This is a genomic window from Paenisporosarcina quisquiliarum (assembly GCF_027563315.1).
Lineage (GTDB): Bacteria > Bacillota > Bacilli > Bacillales_A > Planococcaceae > Paenisporosarcina > Paenisporosarcina quisquiliarum.
The window spans coordinates 1-18,892 of sequence record NZ_JAMKBJ010000019.1 but is presented as its reverse complement, the minus strand read 5'-3'; the positions used below and the strand labels follow the sequence as shown (position 1 = coordinate 18,892).

Genomic DNA, 18,892 nt, shown 5'->3' with positions numbered 1-18,892 from the left:
CTGACTACTACGTCTCGAGGCGTAGAAATAAACACTTCCGAGGTCCATTATGTAAGCTTTGAAAAATGACTAAACTTAAAATAATGGTTGAGTGTACAGAAGGAGAAGAAATATGGTTGATTACACAATGAAGGTCGAACAAGAACTAAAAGTATGGAAGCAGAAAATGAGCAGACAATCAGGTCTCATAAGTCGTGTTTCTAAAAATGCACAGACAAAAATCAATGGCCTTCTTCCAGAAAAGTTTCATAATGTGATGACTGAAAGCATAAAAAACATGGTGAAAGCCACGCTTGCCGGATCCAACATAACAACGAGAAAAAAGTACCCAACGGATTTGAGTCTTTATGAGCGAGACGAACTATTTAAGCAAAAGCTTTCCACATTCAGAAAAACAGCAACCATTGAAGGAGCGGGAACAGGAGCTGGGGGCATCCTTCTTGGCATTGCCGACTTCCCATTGCTGTTATCCATTAAAATGAAATTTCTGTTTGAAGCAGCAACTGTGTATGGGTTTGATACCAACGATCCAGAAGAACGACTTTTTATCCTGCACATATTTCTATTGGCCTTTTCAAGCGAGGATAAACGAAAAGAGACATTGAGTATTATTGAAAATTGGGAGCAACAGAAATCTCTGGTCGCTGATATGGACTGGCGGGAATTTCAACAGGAATATAGGGATTACATCGATTTAGTGAAAATGTTCCAGATGTTGCCGGGCATTGGAGCAGTAGTTGGTGCATTTGCTAACTACAATCTGCTGGATCACCTCGGCGAAACGGCAATGAATTCATATAGGTTACGGTTTCTACATGATAAAGAGAATGGGGCGGACAGAAGATGATTTGGAAAAACAAACTAGTCATTTCAGTAGTACTACTGCTTGGGGTAGCAGGTGGCATAACGTATATGTTCAACTCCATGAAAGTCTTTGGACAAAACGACGATAATAAACTTATTCAAGACGTCTTTACAAATATTGAAGTGGCGACCAACAATGCCGAAGTGGTTATTGTACCGACTAAAAGTTCAGAAGCAACTGTTGAATACACAGGAGCTAATAAAAAGCACAAATACGTTTTCGATGTAGATGTAAAAGGAGATACACTTTTCGTTCAACTGAAACAGAAACGTCGATTTTTCTTTTCGTTCAGTTTTAATTCAAGTGACTTGAAACTGGCCGTCCATGTGCCAGAGAAACAATTTGAAAATATCCAAGTAAAGAGTGACAATGGACGGATCAGTGTAGAAAATCTGCAGTCCGAAGCGATAATGCTGGAAACGGACAATGGTCTGATACAAGTAAAGAAAGTGCTAGCCAAGAACGTTCATGTTGAAAGTGATAATGGCAAAATTATTTTGGAAGACGTAAAAGGGAAAATTAAAGGAGAAACGGATAATGGGCAAATTTCGTTGAGTACAAAAAAACTGGAATGGCCAATAGATTTAGCAACAGATAATGGCAGTATCACAGTGAAAACTGGATCGGAACCGGAAAATGCCACGATTGAAGCAAAAACGGATAATGGAAAAGTAACCATCTACGGCAATAAAGACAACTTTGTTAAGTATGGCAAAGGGAAATATCTAATAAGATTACGGACAGATAATGGTCCAATAACTGTCACGAAATAAGTGAATGATGGATACTTCATTAATAGTTAACACGAAATCCCTTCGGGTTTCGTGTTTTTTTCCGCAATTATGGGTATACAAATAGAATGTAAAAAGTTTCTTAAATAAATTTCAAGGGAGCGATACAAATGAATTTTCATTATACAGTTGAAACAGACAAGTCTATTGACGAGACAGTAAAGGCTCTGGAGACTACACTGAAAGAAGAACAATTTGGTGTTCTTTGGGACTTTGATTTAACGGCGAAGTTGCAAGAAAAAGGAATGGATTTCGATTCTCCTTATCGTGTACTTGAAGTTTGTAACCCGAAAGAAGCAGATCGTGTTTTGAAAGAAGATAAAGTCATTGGCTACTTTTTACCATGTAAAATTGTGGTGTATGAAGATGCGGGCAAAACGAAAATCGGCTTACCTAAACCCACGACTCTTATTGACTTAGCTAATAACGAGAAACTTACTGAAATTGCGACCGATGTAGAAAACAGACTGATTCGCAGTATCGATCAAGCGATTTAATAAGGTAAAACCAAAATATGTACTTAATAGGAGGAGAATGGGCCATGGAAAAAATTGAAGTGGGCGACATCTTTACATTAATGGATGAAAACGATCAAGAGCAGGAAATTGAAGTACTCGGTACTTTAACGATTGATGAAGTCGAATATGCAGCAGTCGCTTTTGCAGATGAAATCGATGAAGATTCTGAAGGGGACATTGATGTATTCTTCTTAAGAGTCGAGGACGACGAGCAATTATCGCTGATTGAGAGCGACGAGGAATTTGATAAAGTATCTGCAGCGTTTAAAGAATATGAAGATGAAGATGATGCAGAATAGGTAAGTAAAAAATCTAACTATTTAGGTGATGAGGGAGTGCGATAATCCTTCATCACCTTTTTTATAGAAATTGTTACAGAAGACACAGAGACTTAAGGTCAATGGTAATGGTATGAGAAACCCTAGAAAAGGGTATGCAAGGATAGAGATTATGTTTTATCAAGATAGAGAGGCGTGTGAAAAGGAAATGAATTTGCCATTAGGCATAGGAATTATTTTGTTTGTATTGTTTGTTGTTGCTTTTGTAGGAATTAAATTATTGCGCATCCCAGATATCGTCATTTTCATTTTACTGGGTGCCGCTTTATCCTTTACGGATTATTTTGGCGATACCGATGTTTTTAAAGTGGCAGGGGAGATTGGTCTGATTGTCTTGTTTTTCTTGCTTGGGATGAAATTCACATTCCGTGAGCTTGGAAAAAAAGGCAAAAAAGTATGGAAAGCCAGTGTGCTCGATGTGGTTCTCGGCATCGGTGTTACATTTGCGATCTGCCAGTTTTTTGGTCACGATATTTACACCTCTCTATTAATTGCAGGTCTTGTTTACGCAACCAGCTCGTCGATTACTGTGAAATTGCTTGAACACAAAAATAAACTGGATAATAAAGAATCAGGATTCATTTTATCTTTTTTAATATTTGAAGATCTTATTACACCTATTTTGATTACTGTATTGATTGCCTTGGAAGCGGGAGGATTATCCGGAATGGATTTTGTTCTGATAGTCCTGAAGATTGCACTGCTTGTAGCGGGAGCATTATTTATTGGTAAGGTTGTATTCAAAAAAGCACATGATTTAATTCAACGATTCATTGATGAAGATTATTTCGTCTTATTTGTACTCGGGGTAGCGATCACCTATGGTGGATTTGCTCTCTATCTCGATTTATCGGAAGTTATTGGCGCTTTCCTCGCAGGAATTATGCTAGCCGAAACGAGCTTTAGAGACAAAGTTCAGGAAGTAGCCATGCCAGTAAGAAACCTGTTCTTGCCATTCTTCTTCTTGAATTTTGGACTTACATTGGAATTTACAGACGAAGTACCAGCGATCGGTCTGTTAATTACAATTGTTGTTTGGTCGATTTTGTCTAAAATACTTATCGGTTACCTTGGAGGTCAGTGGTATGGGTTGGACAAACGAGAGTCGTTTGAAACAGGGTTAGCTTTAACACCAAGAGGAGAATTTTCCGTTATCATTGCCGGGCTGGCAACAGGTGTCATTCAGATTTTTTCCGGCATGTATATCTTAATAGCGGCTTTAATCGGAATGTTGTTATTCCAGATGGCTCCTAAAATAGGTCAACTGTTTAGTAAAAGAGAAAAGAAAACTGGTTAAAAACTCAGGAACAAAAGAAAACATCTTCGGAAGCCCACAGTTTGTTGTGGATTTCTGAAGGTGTTTTCTTTAGGTCTTTTTTGAGATTGCTGAAGTGTTTGATATAGTAATTCATAGACTTAGAGCAAAAAAGGAGTTACATAATAGATGAAAATAATTTCGTGGAATGTGAATGGCATCCGTGCATGTGTGAAAAAAGGGTTTCTCGAGTATTTTCAACAGGAAAATGCTGATATTTTTTGTTTGCAGGAAACAAAATTGCAGGTCGGTCAAATCGAATTGCATTTGGAAGGCTACGAACAATACTGGAATTATGCAACAAAGAAAGGCTATTCAGGTACAGCCGTATTTACCAAGATTAAGCCACTTTCCGTTAAATATGGAGTAGGGGACATGAGCGAAGAAGCAGAGGGAAGAATTCTGACCTTGGAATTTGAACAGTTTTACTTAGTGAACGTCTATACGCCGAATGCCAAGCGCGATTTGACAAGACTTCCTTATCGCTTGGAGTGGGAGGATGACATGCGCTCCTACTTAAAACAACTGGATCAAATCAAACCTGTTATCATGTGCGGTGATTTAAATGTGGCTCACGAAGATATCGATCTGAAAAACGCCAAAACAAATAGAGGAAACTCAGGTTTTACAATAGAAGAACGAGGCAAAATGACTGAGCTGCTACAGGAAGGTTTTACCGATACATTCCGTTACTTCTATCCAAGTACAGAGGGAGCCTATACGTGGTGGTCATATATGAGCAAAGTAAGGGAAAGAAATATCGGATGGAGAATTGATTATTTTATCGCTTCGAATCGACTTCAAAATAAACTTAAAGATTCATATATTCACCCTCAAACACTCGGAAGTGACCATTGTCCAATCATTTTGGAGTTGACAGACATATAAAAAGCCAGTCATAAGTTCATTGAACTTGTGAGAGGCTCTCATTAATTTTATAGAGATTGAAGTTAACCGATGCGTTTGAAAAAGCTATTATTTGTTTGTAAGATTGAACCGATATAGCCTGAAAGATAGGCAATGAGCACAACAAAGATGAAGGTTAAATCAACTGAAAAATGTCGGCTGTAAAATTCACTTAAAACGATAAAGAGTCCTCCGCAAATACCACCTATATGTGGGGATGATTTAATATAATAACGCATCGCCACTAACCCGCCGCTAACTGCGATAATGAAAAAATTGATTTTCACGAGTAATTCATATGACATTTCAGGCAATAACTTAAATTCAATGAACAGTAAAAACTGCAGGATGATAAATTGCACAATCAAAGATATTAAGATAACAGGCAGCCAATCAAATTTTCTTCCTCTCAGTATGAACAACCTCCTTGTATCAAATTGTATGCATACCAAGCAATAAAAAGAAGAAAAGGGATTTCATTCGGGACAACTGACGGAAATTATGAAATTTGAGAGAGAAAATTTCCAGTAGTCCCTGTAAATCGAGTATAATGAAGAGAAGCAAAGATGAATTCAATGTCTCCAAAGGAGGAACCTACATGACTGAAAATAAAGATACGAACCAACAAGAAGCACCAAAGAAAAAAATGTCTTTAAAAGAAGCGATGCAAAAGCAGCTGGAAGCTAAGAAAAATCAATCAAATGATAACAATGCCAAAGGAAATGCAACGCAATCTGCTAAGAAAATGCAAAGTCAACAAACTAAAAAAGTGAGCAATACACGCAGAAAAATGGGTACATAAAATATCAACGCAAACCAGTTTTACAATTGGTTTGCGTTTTTGTTAGGAAAGATAAGATTTGGGGTAAATGGTGTATACTAAGGACAATTATGATCGTGGAAGAAGGTTTTATGATGACTTCAAAATATGCCGATGATGGACTTGCGTTACATACAGATTTATATCAAATTAACATGGCGGAAGCTTACTGGGCTGACGGTGTACATAATAGAAAAGCAGTATTTGAGCTATTTTTCCGCAAATTGCCTTTTGGAAATGGGTATGCCATTTTTGCAGGACTTGAACGCGTCCTGGACTTTCTTCGGGAATTCCGGTTCTCGGATAGTGATTTAATGTATTTGCAGGAAGAGCTTGGATACAAAGAAGATTTTATTAATTACTTACGAGAAGTCCGTTTTACGGGGGACGTCTATTCCATGGTCGAAGGTGAACTTGTTTTTGCTAATGAGCCAATCATTCGCATTGAGGCGCCACTGGTGGAAGCGCAACTGATTGAAACGGCACTTCTGAACATCGTGAATTACCAAACGTTAATCGCAACAAAGGCAAGTCGTATTAAACAAATTGTGAAAACGGATACCGTAATGGAATTCGGTACACGCCGGGCACAGGAGATGGATGCCGCAATCTGGGGAGCACGTGCTGCGGTCATCGGTGGTCTGGAAGCAACAAGTAATGTCCGTGCAGGTAAAAAGTTTGGCATTCCTGTTGCCGGAACACATGCACATTCACTCGTACAAGCGTACAAGAGCGAATACGAAGCTTTCCACGCCTATGCAAAACGCCATAAAGACTGTGTATTTCTTGTAGATACCTACAACACATTGAAGATTGGTGTTCCGACCGCTATTCAAGTAGCAAAAGAACTCGGTGATAAAATCAACTTCATTGGCATCCGTTTAGATAGCGGTGATATTGCCTTCCTCTCTAAAGAGGCTCGCAGAATGCTCGATGAAGCCGGATTCACGGAAGCGAAAATTGTGGTATCGAATGATTTGGATGAATATACAATTTTGAACCTAAAAGCGCAAGGTGCAAAAGTGGATATGTGGGGAATTGGGACAAAGTTAATCACTGCCTACGATCAACCGGCTCTAGGAGCGGTTTACAAAATCGTATCGATTGAAAGTGATGAAGGCGTAATGGAAGATACAATTAAAATATCTTCTACTACTGAAAAAGTTACAACACCAGGCCGTAAAAAGTTATATCGCATTATTGATCGTGAAAATGGTAAAGCAGAAGGGGATTACATCACAATGTTTGATGAAGATCCAACACATGAACAGCGATTGAAAATGTTCCACCCGGTTCACACATTTGTATCAAAATTTGTAACAAACTTTGATGCGAAAGATCTTCATACAAAAGTCATCGAAAATGGACAAGTAATCTATACGAATCCAACTTTGTTTGAAATGCGCGATTATGCGAATACGAATTTGGAACTGCTTTGGGACGAGTATAAACGTTCATTAAATCCTGAAGAATATCCAGTGGATTTAAGTCAGAAATGTTGGGATAACAAGATGCGGAACATCCAGGAAGTTCAAGAAATGGTCGACCGCATGCATTACACTTGAGGAGGCGCTATCATGACAAACTTACAACAGACGATTATAGAAGAAATGAAAGTTAAACCATCGATTGACCCCCAGGAAGAGATTCGGACATCGATTGATTTCATGAAGAACTATCTAAAAAAGCACTCATTCCTAAAAGGAATGGTGCTTGGGATTTCAGGCGGACAGGATTCAACGCTTGCGGGCAAACTTGCACAAATGGCCGTGAATGAATTAAATGAAGAAGCGGGAGCTGACACTTATTCTTTTATTGCTGTACGTTTGCCATATGGCGTGCAGTTTGATGAAGATGATTGTCAAGATGCTCTGAATTACATTCAACCCTCGAAAATTTATACCGTAAATATAAAAGATGCAGTCGATGCCAGCAAACGCGCACTTGATGCTTCCGGTATCACGCTTTCTGATTTTGCCAAAGGCAATGAAAAAGCACGAGAGAGAATGAAAGTTCAGTATTCTATCGCTGCGATGCATTCGGCAGTTGTTCTTGGGACAGACCACGCAGCTGAAGCCATTACTGGTTTTTATACGAAATTTGGAGATGGTGGAGCAGATTTAGTCCCGTTATTTAGATTAAATAAACGTCAAGGCAAGCAAATGTTGAAGGCTTTGGATAGCCCAGAACATTTGTATACTAAAATTCCAACGGCCGATTTGGAAGAAGATCGACCAGCTTTACCGGATGAGATTGCCCTTGGCATAACGTATGATCAAATAGATGATTATTTGGAAGGCAAAGAGATTCCTTCCGAACCACGGGAAAAACTAGAAAACTACTATTTACGTTCTCAACATAAACGCCATTTACCGATAACTGTCTTCGACGACTTTTGGAAATAATCTAAAGCCCACATGGAGATCTCCATGTGGGCTTTGACTTACGACAAAAGAATATTGATTAAAAATTCGTGTTCTTATTTTCCACTCGGTTAAAAAGAGAAGGTGGTCGGCTATTTCTTTCGCTTTCCGCGGACGAAACGCAAGCCTCCTCGGCTCCGTTGTCTTTGACAACTGAGCCTGTGGGGTCTTGCTTGTTCCGTTTTTCCGCAGGAGTCTTCAGAAATAACCGACCACTTTCCTAATTGAATATACTGAAGAAAAACATTGAAGAAGCAATTTCTGTTGATTGGAGTGGAGGCGGCGAAAACAAGACTGCTCCTGCGGTTACTCGTCGCAAAGATATTGGTAGACCAATATCTTTTCAGCGGGAATAGCATGAGCTGAAGGCCCCGGAGTCAATGAATTGTGCAAATGTAAGTTTGCCAATTCATTTGCGACGAAGCTAGCAAAGCGTTGCAGGAGCAATCTTAACTGAGCCGAGTAACCGCAGGCTCAACGGGTTTTCTAGTGACGAGGAGACTAAAGCCATGCCCGCGAAACGCGTCCGCCGCAATGGAAATCAACAATTTTTCATTTGCACTTTTTCAAGAGCATGCAGTTAAATTCACTCTTTTTATTTTTTGTCTACAGTCTGAAACCCACATGGAAATCCTACATGTGGGTTTTTCTTATAGGAGAATAAGTTGTGAAACAAGGTAAATTTAGTTAAACTAATGTTATAATGTGTCAATTTTCTAATAAATAAAATAATTTAATGGGACAAATGGGGGAATAGAGAGATGAGAAACCAAGAGAAAATACATGCTATTGTGGATAATATTGAACGAGTAATGATTGGAAAACGTGAAATTGCCGAATTAAGCGTAGTTGCATTAATTGCCCAAGGACATGTGTTACTGGAAGATGTGCCGGGCGTCGGAAAGACCATGATGGTACGAGCTTTAGCAAAATCTGTTGGTGCTCAATTCAAACGAATTCAATTTACTCCGGATTTATTACCTTCCGATGTAATTGGTGTCTCGATCTACAATCCGAAAGATATGGAATTCCAGTTCAGACCTGGTCCGATTATGGGAAATATCGTATTAGCGGATGAAATCAATCGGACTTCCCCTAAAACCCAGTCAGCGCTCTTGGAAGGGATGGAAGAAGCATCGGTGACAATCGATGGAGAAACCATGATGATTCCGAAGCCGTTTTTCGTTATGGCAACACAGAACCCAATCGAATACGAGGGAACATATCCGCTTCCTGAAGCCCAACTAGATCGTTTCCTGCTGAAACTTCGCATGGGGTATCCTTCACACTCGGAAGAAATTGAAGTGTTGAAGCGCGCAGAAAAATCAGCCCCAATAGAAGACTTGAATTCAGTTATTTCTTTAGAAGACTTAATCCTTTTGCAAAAAGAAGTGAAAGACATCGTGGTTGATGATACGATCAAAAACTATATTGTGGACTTGGCCAATCGTACAAGAAAAGATTCATATGTTTATTTAGGGGTCAGCCCTCGTGGATCGTTAGCACTGATGAGGGCATCACAGGCATTTGCAATGTTGAAAGGAAGAGACTTTGTAACACCTGATGATATTCAATACTTGGCACCATTCGTCTTCAGCCACCGTATGATTTTACGATCTGAAGCCCGCTACGATGGCATTACTCCAGAAGAAATCGTGGAACGCATCTTAACCAAAACGAATGTACCTATCAAAAGGTTAGTGAAACAATGAAGAAAATAAACTTTACTTGGGCAATTGGAGGGAGACTCCTTTTTGTCCTCTTTCTAGTCATTTGTTCTTTTGCCTTTGCCATGTTCCAAGGGGGGTTCGTCAGCTGGTTTATTTTTTATTCCTTACTCCCTTTTGCTTTGTATTCCATTGCATTCTTCTTCAGTCCCATTTCGAAAATAGAAGTCGAGCGCTATATTCAAACCGCTCAAATTCGCAAAGGCGGAAAACTGATTGCGACGGTGAAATTAAAAAGACCATCCCGTTTTCCGATGCTTTATCTTGTCATTAAGGAAGTCACTCAAAGTGCTCCGCTTATCAAGCATGCAAGTGAAAAATTGAAGACCGTAAAAATGGTAGGATTTCAACGAACAATTGAATGGACTTATGAAATCGATCATATGCCACGCGGGGAACACGCGTTAGATGGGGTAGAAATTTCCGTAAGCGATTTTTTTGGATGGGTAAAAAAAACGCATGTACTGCCATTAAAACAGACGGTAATCGTTTACCCGAATGTAACGGAAATGATCTATATGCCAATCGAAACGCGATACGACCAAGGTGCAGCTGCTTCACCATTTACCATTGTGAAGGATACAACCATGGCAACGGGAGTTCGTGACTACCAACCCGGAGATCGTGTTTCCTGGATTCACTGGAAATCTTTTGCCCGTACTCAAACTTTACGGACAAAAGAGTTTGAAGATCGGCAATCTCAGGATTTATTCCTATTAGTTGATAGAAAACCTTCTGGTAGTTTCGAAGAACAAATTGAGTTGACGGCTTCGGTGCTACAAGCGGTTGTGCGAAATCAAGCAAGTGCAGCTTTCTTGTCTTTAGGAGCTACGCGCTTTTATTTCCCAGCTGTTCAAAGTGAAGAACAACTTCAGCGAACGATGTTTCATTTGGCCAAGGTAGAAGCTGATTTGGCGCAACCGATCGAAAAGTTATTGCCGAAAGATCCGGGAATGTCGAGTGCAACTTCCATTTTGCTCATTACGGGTGAATTAACACCGGCCTTAATAGAGACAATACCAAGAGCTGCTAAAAACTTGCGCCAGTGTACCGTTTTTGTTGTTGTTAAAAAAGGCGTGAAATTATCGAAACAAGCATTGACGGTACACCAACTTGCTCGTTCGAGAGGGATGATCATTCATGTACTTTCTCAGGATCATTTCGCAAATGCCTTTACGGAGGTAGGTCGCACATGAAAATAGGTCTTCAAAATAAATGGCTTCAAGTCTTGTTTTATATCCTGGTATTCTTCTTATTTCGTGAATGGTTATTGCCAGTTTTAGAGTTAACGCAAACCAATTATTTATCAGTATTCTTAGCATTTATCGCACTTTGTTTTCTGTTCAGTTTCTTATCTGTTCCATGGTGGCTTTCTGCTGCAGGAAAACTTGTGTATATCACGTGGGTTATCGTAATTATTTATACGGACGAAGTGTTTTTCACAAGAGAAGCCCAATCCTTCTTATTCGGAGAACTTATGACGAATGCAGGTGCACTATTCAGTAGGGACTGGTCCCTAATTACGGATCCTTTCCGGACAGCCCTGTTTTTCTCTTTACTATGGATGACGGCATATTTAATTCATCACTGGATCAATGTCCGAATTAACATTTTCATGTTCTTCTTCATGACAGTTATCTTTATTGCGACATTAGATACATTCAGTCCATATGAGGCAGATGGATCCATACTTCGTGTCATGATTTTGGGGTTATTACTATCTGGTTTATTAAAAGTAGCAAAAATCATGCAACAAAATCACATAACCATGACCCGAGAAAAGTTTGTATCTCTAGTTATCCCATTAGTAGCGCTTGTTGCATTCAGTGCTGCAATCGGCTACTTACTTCCGAAAGCAGGTCCCATATGGGAAGATCCCGTTCCTTTTATCCAATCATTTGCTGAAGGTGCAGGAGAAGGCACTGGACCAGGAAGTGCCGCTAAAATCGGTAAAATCGGGTATGGAGAAGATGATTCCAAGCTAGGAGGAGCCTTCAGATCAGATAATACGGTTGTTTTTGAAGCGATTGTGAAAACACCGCAATACTGGAAGATTGAGACGAAGGATACTTATACCACAAAAGGATGGGAGCAATCTGTTTCTTCAAATGAGATACGGAATTATACGGTGGGAGACACGCTGGATACTGGATTCCCAACTGGTCCTGTAGAAGATCAAGACGTAGCTCAGTATACTTTTAGTTTAGAATACCCATTCTTAATGTATCCGTATGGTTCGGTTCAAGCGGAAGCTCCAGAAGGAACAACTTTCTCAATTTCAAACAATACACAAAAAATCGAGACCTTCCAGGAGAACAAAGAAGTCAAACTGAAAACTTACAATATCGCTTTCAGTGAACCGTCTTACAGTTTAACTGCACTGCGAGCAACGTCTCTTGAGGACTTGTCTATACTTTCTCAAGACTTTTCCCGTTACTTACAGTTGCCTGAAGAATTACCTGAACGCGTTCGCGAACTAGCGCAAACCATTACAGAAAATGAAGCCAATCTGTATGATAAAGCTCGTGCAATTGAACGCTATTTTCCTCGTAACGGATTTATTTACGATCAAAAGAATGTAGCTGCACCTGAAAAAGATCAGGACTATGTAGATCAATTTCTATTTGATACCAAACGTGGATATTGTGATAACTTTTCAACATCCATGGTTGTGATGCTCCGTTCTTTAGATATTCCTGCCCGTTGGGTTAAAGGATTCGCAGAAGGAAAAGAGATGCGAGCTGAAAATGGGGATAAAATGTATCAAGTTACTAACAATAACGCCCATTCCTGGGTTGAAGCATATTTTCCGGGAATCGGCTGGATGCCATTCGAACCGACAATTGGGTTTAGCGGAACTGGAAATATTGATTACGATTTAGAGGCTGATTCGACAGAAACACCTGAAGAACCAGTCGTCCCAGAGCAACCGGATAAACCCGAATCAACACAACAGGAGGAAAGTAAACCATTTTCGGAACAATTCACTGATATGTTGCAGAACTTTACATCATGGATTTCGGACAATAAAGGACGCATCATTTTCTGGAGTATTGTAGCGATTGGATTCTTCTACGTAATGTTCCGTATCCGGAAAAAGTGGATGCCAAAAATATTGGTACCATACTATCGATTACGTAAAGACAATTGGCACTCCTTTGAGACGAGTTACCATCGTTTATTAAAACAACTTGAGTTATATGGAATTGAACGGACCGAAGGACAAACACTCCAAACGTATGCAAAATACGTGGATTCATTCTTTGGTTCAAAAGATATGAAAGTATTGACCACTGCTTATGAAAAAGGTTTTTATGGGAAAAATATAGAGTCTCACGAATGGCTTCAACTGAGAGAAAGTTGGGAAAATTTAATCAATCGCACCAGCGGTTGATTTTACGGCAGACAACCTGTAGAATTGAGAAAAATTATACAGACCGGTTTGCCCTCATATATGTCCGATAATAAGGTTCGGATGTTTCTACCAAGTCGCCGCAAATGACTTGACTATGAAGGCGGGTGCATACATGTCTATTTATGGGCATTTATTTGCATTCGCCTTTTTATCGAGAAGAGACTTAATTGTCTTATAGCAAGCGTCTGTCTGCACCTAATCTCAAGAAATTCATTTGGAACTAGTTCCGATTCATTTCTTTCTGGACGGGTGTCGGACTTGAGTGACGCTTCGAATTTCTCGGGTAGTGCAAAAGAGCGCGTAGAAAGGTTTACTTTCGTACGCGTTTTTTCTATATTAGGGAGTCCGAAAATCAAAGTGAAGAGGTGGCCATATTGTCAGCAACTCCTATGTTGAAAGAACAAGAAAAAATCGTCGTACTTGATTTTGGAAGTCAATACAATCAATTAATTACTCGCCGTATCCGTGAGTTCGGTGTTTACAGTGAGTTACATCCACATACAGTAACGGCTGAAGATATTAAGTCAATGAATGCTACAGGTATCATTTTCTCAGGTGGACCAAATTCGGTTTACGATGAAAATGCCTTCCATATTGACCACGCAATTTTCGATTTAAACATTCCGATTTTAGGAATTTGCTACGGTATGCAGTTAATGTCCCAACACTACGGCGGAAAAGTTGAAAAGGCTTCACATCGTGAGTACGGAAAAGCTGAAATTACGGTTGTAAAGGAAAGTCTTTTATTTAAAGATCTGCCTAAAGAACAAGTTGTCTGGATGAGTCACGGAGATCATGTAACGGTTGCACCAGAAGGCTTTGATGTAATAGCGACAAGCCCCTCATGTTCAGTTGCTGCAATCGCTGACGAATCACGTGGATTATATGCAGTTCAATTCCACCCTGAAGTACGTCACTCTGTTTACGGGATTGAATTAATTCGTCAATTCGTATTTGGCGTGTGTAAAGCTAAAGGTGACTGGTCAATGGAAAGTTTCATCGAGCTTGAAATTGAAAAAATCCGAGAAGAAGTCGGAGATAAAAAAGTATTGTGTGCATTAAGCGGTGGGGTGGATTCATCAGTCGTAGCCGTATTGATTCATAAAGCAATCGGCGATCAATTAACATGTATGTTCGTTGACCATGGCCTACTTCGTAAAGGCGAAGCGGAAAGCGTAATGAAGACTTTCGCTGACGGCTTCCACATGAATGTCATCAAAATTGATGCACGTGAGCGTTTCATGAACAAACTGGCTGGCGTTTCAGATCCTGAAACAAAACGTAAAATTATCGGCAATGAATTCATTTATGTATTCGACGATGAAGCAGCGAAACTTGAAGGAATGGACTTCCTTGCACAAGGAACGCTTTATACAGATATTATCGAAAGCGGAACTGCGACTGCACAAACGATCAAGTCTCATCACAACGTAGGCGGACTGCCAGAAGACATGCAATTCAAATTAATAGAGCCATTAAACACATTATTTAAAGACGAAGTTCGCGCACTTGGAACAGAACTTGGCATGCCGGATGAAATCGTATGGCGTCAGCCATTCCCAGGTCCAGGTCTAGGAATTCGCGTTCTAGGAGCAATTACGGAAGAGAAACTTGAAATCGTTCGTGAGTCTGATGCAATTTTGCGCGAAGAAGTTGCAAAAGCAGGTCTTGAACGCGACATTTGGCAATACTTCACCGTGTTACCTGACATTCGCAGTGTTGGTGTAATGGGCGATGCACGTACTTATGATTACGCAATTGGGATTCGTGCAGTCACTTCAATTGATGGAATGACTTCTGACTGGGCTCGTGTGCCTTGGGACGTTCTGGAGAAAATCAGTGTCCGCATCGTCAATGAAGTGCCGAACATCAACCGCGTACTGTACGACATTACGAGCAAGCCACCAGCAACGATTGAGTGGGAATAACCATCAACTAGATTTCGAGGAGCTGCTGCACCGGAGAAATCTCTTGCGCCAGCAAGGTTGATGTTTGCGTCGAAAGCGAAGCGGTAGACTCACAACTATCTACTGGTAATGTTGAGATAGGCTTTAAAGCTTTATATCTGAACGTTTTTGAGACTTGATGGATGAACTATTTATCCACCACCATAAAATTACTCTCTTTTATTTGCGATATTTTGCAAATGGAAGAGGGTTTTTTTATGGTTAAAATTGTTGAGGTACTGGATGATTATCAATTGAATCAAAGAATTGAAGGCAAAAAAGTACACTATATTCAGCTTTGTACTTTCGATTAGACAGATGGAAGTCTTTATGAACGATGAATTTAATATAGAGGACGTAGAAAGCGATAGGGCTATCCATATTAAGAGCTTTATTTAAATGTATCAAAGCACCGGGAAAGAGATAAACAGCACGATAATCGTTGATGATATTCTTTCAATACATCGTGATGAAGAGTACATTGAAGAGCTTGAGAATCCGATTCGTATCATTAAGAATCTTAAAGAGGATAAGGGGATAATTGTTACTTTCAATTTTATTTTAGCGTTTACACTTGTTAGCTATAAGTGATTTATTACAACGGATCTGGAGAATAGTATAAGAAAAAGAGAACTGTATCGATTGAATGTGAACGCTCTTATATCAGTGGCTTAACAATGAAGAAATATAAGTTTAACTAAGGAACCATAACAATAGTTTAATAGTAATTGAACTTTGGTTTAACTTTAGGTTTAAAACATAAACCCTAAACTTGAGGAAAACATAATGTTAATTGAGAGTTTTAATATGAAAAGATTTTAAGGAGCGGGTTCTTTAACCCACTCCTTTTGCTTAATTCGTATTATTTCTAAGTTCTTTAATAATCAACAATGTACAAGCTATAATAACAAACAATGTTGCTAATACAAAATAACCAGTAGCATAGTTAGCATTGATAATAAAATTATAAGCGTCACCACCAACGTAACTATTTACATTATCTTCAGCTAGATATTCATACTCTTCAGCATCAACATTTTCATATGCAAAAATTTTATGAAAACCTATCCCTACAAAAATAGCACTAACAATGAAACTTAAAAATGAGAATACTCCTAAGTTGTTTTCCTCAACGACTCTATTATTTTGTTTTTTACTAGAGTGAGAATCAGATATACCATTATTTATATTTACAGTATGATTCGAGTTATTTTCTTTTGCTGATTCTTCAACCTCCATACTCATGCCTAAACCGTTAAATCTTACTGATTTTCCATTACCACTTGGTTCTTCTTCATTACGTTCGATTAAATCTTTATTATCATTCAACTCTTTCAACTCTCTCTTTATAAAAGTAGTTCAATTGTAACTACTCACTAAAGAGAAAGCAATGCATTAAAGGTTAATTATTCCAGGGTGGAAATTGCAATGATTATAGAGTTTCTCTTAATGTATAAAAATTGATTCTTCATACTACTGCAACTTTTTTCCGATCGCCGATAGTAGTGCCAAAAGCCATTGTAATCCCAAATCACGATTGATAGTTAAGCCATAACCGCGTTCTGTACGACATTACGAGTAAGCCACCAGCGACAATTGAGTGGGAATAAACCGTTTAATTGGAAATGAATGTTTATTTCCGAACTATAATGATTCTTTTTGAATTATTGTTCGGAAAAACGCTTGAAACTACTTTTAAATAATGTTATATTACTATTGAAATTAAATACTGTCGTCGTATAATGTCGGGAATATGGCCCGAAAGTTTCTACCGAGTTACCGTAAATGACTCGACTACGATTTAGAGAGATGGACCGTTCCGTCTTTCTTACTTCTTATTAACTTTGGTTAATGGAAGAAATCGGAGGCATGCGACTTTTTGTTGCATGCCTTTTTGTTTTTTATAATAGAAAGTATTTAGCGTAAGTCGAATCTAATTCTGAATTTAACAGCTCTAATAAACTACTTATCTATGAAAGATACGAGTTAGATTCTGGCTGACGCTGAAACTTACTTATTATAGAAGAAACAAACGTGTACGCGACAACACGGAGGAATAAACATGAAAAAGTATTTTCAATTTGAAGAACTGGGAACGAACTATCGCCGCGAGATTATCGGTGGGTTAACTACGTTCTTATCAATGGCCTATATCTTGATTGTTAATCCATTGACCTTGTCATTGAACTCGGTACCGGATTTGCCAGACGCTATGCGTATGAATCCTGGAGCAGTATTTGTAGCAACAGCTCTAGCGGCAGCCGTAGGTTCAATATTTATGGGTCTGATAGCCAGGTACCCCATAGCCCTTGCGCCGGGAATGGGATTAAACGCATTCTTTGCTTACACGGTTGTCTTAACTTACGGAATTCCTTGGCAAACGGCTTTAACTGGTGTTCTATTTTCAGGTCTCGTATTTATCATTCTTTCATTAACTGGGATTCGAGAAACGATCATTAATGCAATTCCAGCTGAATTAAAACATGCGGTTGGAGCAGGGATTGGTTTGTTCATCACCTTTATCGGCTTGCGTAACGCAGGGATAATCGTCAATAACGACGCAACACTTGTAGGATTAGGAGATTTATCAGCAGGAAATACATTGCTTGCTATCTTTGGTCTAGTATTAACGGTTGTCTTCATGGTTAGAGGAGTTAAAGGTGGAATCTTTTATGGAATGCTTTTAACTGCAGTAGTGGGTATGATTTTCAGTTTAGTAGATGTTCCTTCTTCTATAGTAGGAAAAGTTCCAGGAGTAGGTTCAACATTCGGAGTTGCGTTCGAACCTATCTTCAATGATCCAGGTTCATTAATGACCATCCAATTCTTAATCGTTGTACTAACATTCTTGTTCGTGGACTTCTTTGATACTGCAGGAACTCTAGTTGCTGTTGCCAACCAAGCTGGCTTAATGAAAGATAATAAACTACCACGTGCGGGTAAAGCACTGCTTGCTGATTCTCTTGCAACTGTTACGGGTGCCATCTTCGGAACTTCGACAACAACTTCTTATATAGAATCAAGTGCAGGAGTTGCTGCAGGTGCAAGAACAGGTTTTGCAGCAATCGTTACAGGTGTCTTATTCTTGTTGGCATTATTTTTCTCACCGGTATTATCCGTGATGACTTCAGCAGTAACAGCTCCAGCATTAATCATCGTTGGTGTCTTGATGGTTTCATCTTTAAATAAAATCGAATGGAATCGATTCGAAATTGCAGTACCAGCATTTTTGACGATTATTACAATGCCACTAACGTATAGTATTGCAACTGGTATCGCTATGGGATTTGTGTTTTATCCGATTACCATGATCTTGAGCGGGAACATTAAAAAGGTTCATCCAATCATGTACGGCATGTTTGTGATTTTCATCTTATACTTCGTGTTTGTAGAAGGACACTAATGAATACAGGAAGACCAGTACTTTTCATAAGTATTGGTCTTCTTTTTCATTGGTAGAGAAGTATAGGTTCGCTATATTCGATTGTCATAAATTGGCGGTTGAAAAGAACCTAATATTCTGATAATATAAAGTCATAACAAATCTTTAAAAATAGTGTTGACTTATATAAGTAGGGCTGATATATTTATAAAGTTGCTGATTTGAAAGCGACAAGATAAATAAAAACCAAAACTTTTTGTTGACATAACAATCTGGATTTGCTAAGATATAAAAGTTGCTGTTACAAACGGCGGCGAACAAATGAACCTTGAAAACTGAACAGCAAAACGTCAACAATAAAGCGGAACACACTTCGGTGTGGGAAGCGAAACTTGAACTTAAACGTTCATTATAAACGTCATTAATTTGACGCCAGCAACAAAGTC

General features: G+C 39.0%; 16 protein-coding genes, 1 pseudogene and 2 riboswitches. Of the genes and pseudogenes, 15 read left to right on the top strand and 2 right to left on the bottom strand.

Features of this window, described 5'->3' with window-relative positions; translation table 11 throughout:
* Positions 1-112 precede the first annotated feature (112 nt).
* The 6 genes from M9R32_RS15280 to M9R32_RS15255 all read left to right on the top strand — a co-directional run bounded on the left by M9R32_RS15280 (position 113) and on the right by M9R32_RS15255 (position 4,715).
* Positions 113-847: an EcsC family protein gene (locus M9R32_RS15280; protein ID WP_269927611.1), complete on the top strand. Its 735-nt coding sequence runs from the start codon at positions 113-115 to the stop codon at positions 845-847.
* Positions 844-1,638 carry a DUF4097 family beta strand repeat-containing protein gene (locus M9R32_RS15275; protein ID WP_269927610.1) on the top strand — a complete coding sequence of 265 codons (795 nt, stop codon included), beginning with the start codon at positions 844-846 and terminating at the stop codon, positions 1,636-1,638. The genes M9R32_RS15280 and M9R32_RS15275 overlap by 4 nt, the downstream gene beginning before the upstream one ends.
* Before the next feature lie 128 nt (positions 1,639-1,766).
* Entirely contained in the window at positions 1,767-2,153 is a 387-nt protein-coding gene (locus tag M9R32_RS15270) for a DUF302 domain-containing protein (RefSeq protein ID WP_269927609.1), read from the top strand.
* Between the two features lie 44 nt (positions 2,154-2,197).
* A complete protein-coding gene (locus tag M9R32_RS15265) occupies positions 2,198-2,473 on the top strand; it encodes a DUF1292 domain-containing protein (RefSeq protein ID WP_269927608.1) in 276 nt (91 codons plus the stop codon).
* Between the two features lie 151 nt (positions 2,474-2,624).
* Positions 2,625-3,809, top strand: coding sequence for a cation:proton antiporter (locus tag M9R32_RS15260; protein WP_269927607.1), 1,185 nt, complete (start codon positions 2,625-2,627; stop codon positions 3,807-3,809).
* Between the two features lie 147 nt (positions 3,810-3,956).
* Positions 3,957-4,715, top strand: a complete 759-nt coding sequence (locus M9R32_RS15255; protein WP_269927606.1) for an exodeoxyribonuclease III — start codon at positions 3,957-3,959, stop codon at positions 4,713-4,715.
* A gap of 62 nt (positions 4,716-4,777) precedes the next feature.
* Here M9R32_RS15255 and M9R32_RS15250 read toward each other — a convergent pair whose 3' ends face one another.
* Positions 4,778-5,155 carry a hypothetical protein gene (locus M9R32_RS15250; protein WP_269927605.1) on the bottom strand — a complete coding sequence of 126 codons (378 nt, stop codon included), beginning with the start codon at positions 5,153-5,155 and terminating at the stop codon, positions 4,778-4,780.
* Positions 5,156-5,331: 176 nt separating this feature from the next.
* On the opposite strand from M9R32_RS15250, the gene M9R32_RS15245 reads away from it, so the two are divergent.
* The 7 genes from M9R32_RS15245 to guaA all read left to right on the top strand — a co-directional run bounded on the left by M9R32_RS15245 (position 5,332) and on the right by guaA (position 15,046).
* Positions 5,332-5,535 (top strand): hypothetical protein, encoded by a 204-nt coding sequence (locus tag M9R32_RS15245; protein ID WP_269927604.1) that lies wholly within the window; start codon positions 5,332-5,334, stop codon positions 5,533-5,535.
* 113 nt (positions 5,536-5,648) lie between these two features.
* Positions 5,649-7,118, top strand: a complete 1,470-nt coding sequence (locus M9R32_RS15240) for a nicotinate phosphoribosyltransferase (RefSeq protein WP_269927603.1) — start codon at positions 5,649-5,651, stop codon at positions 7,116-7,118.
* A 12-nt stretch (positions 7,119-7,130) separates the two neighbouring features.
* Positions 7,131-7,958 (top strand): ammonia-dependent NAD(+) synthetase, encoded by an 828-nt coding sequence (nadE, locus tag M9R32_RS15235; protein ID WP_269927602.1) that lies wholly within the window; start codon positions 7,131-7,133, stop codon positions 7,956-7,958.
* A 779-nt stretch (positions 7,959-8,737) separates the two neighbouring features.
* Complete coding sequence (locus M9R32_RS15230) at positions 8,738-9,688, top strand: AAA family ATPase (protein WP_269927601.1); 951 nt, start codon at positions 8,738-8,740, stop codon at positions 9,686-9,688.
* Entirely contained in the window at positions 9,685-10,899 is a 1,215-nt protein-coding gene (locus M9R32_RS15225) for a DUF58 domain-containing protein (protein ID WP_269927600.1), read from the top strand. The genes M9R32_RS15230 and M9R32_RS15225 overlap by 4 nt, the downstream gene beginning before the upstream one ends.
* On the top strand, positions 10,896-13,097 hold the full coding sequence (locus M9R32_RS15220) for a transglutaminase TgpA family protein (protein ID WP_269927599.1): 2,202 nt from the start codon (positions 10,896-10,898) through the stop codon (positions 13,095-13,097). Before M9R32_RS15225 ends, M9R32_RS15220 begins: the two co-directional genes overlap by 4 nt.
* A gap of 34 nt (positions 13,098-13,131) precedes the next feature.
* Positions 13,132-13,233: riboswitch (purine riboswitch) on the top strand.
* 274 nt (positions 13,234-13,507) lie between these two features.
* A complete protein-coding gene (guaA, locus tag M9R32_RS15215; RefSeq protein ID WP_269927626.1) occupies positions 13,508-15,046 on the top strand; it encodes a glutamine-hydrolyzing GMP synthase in 1,539 nt (512 codons plus the stop codon).
* An 870-nt stretch (positions 15,047-15,916) separates the two neighbouring features.
* Here the strand turns inward: guaA and M9R32_RS15210 are convergent.
* Positions 15,917-16,393 (bottom strand): hypothetical protein, encoded by a 477-nt coding sequence (locus tag M9R32_RS15210; protein WP_269927598.1) that lies wholly within the window; start codon positions 16,391-16,393, stop codon positions 15,917-15,919.
* A 224-nt stretch (positions 16,394-16,617) separates the two neighbouring features.
* Here M9R32_RS15210 and M9R32_RS16120 point away from each other — a divergent pair.
* Together M9R32_RS16120 and M9R32_RS15205 are read left to right on the top strand one after the other, a co-directional pair.
* Positions 16,618-16,674 (top strand): annotated as a pseudogene (locus M9R32_RS16120) (GMP synthase (glutamine-hydrolyzing)); the annotation flags it as partial.
* Between the two features lie 105 nt (positions 16,675-16,779).
* Positions 16,780-16,881: riboswitch (purine riboswitch) on the top strand.
* Between the two features lie 245 nt (positions 16,882-17,126).
* Positions 17,127-18,467 (top strand): NCS2 family permease, encoded by a 1,341-nt coding sequence (locus tag M9R32_RS15205; RefSeq protein ID WP_269927597.1) that lies wholly within the window; start codon positions 17,127-17,129, stop codon positions 18,465-18,467.
* Positions 18,468-18,892 lie beyond the last annotated feature (425 nt).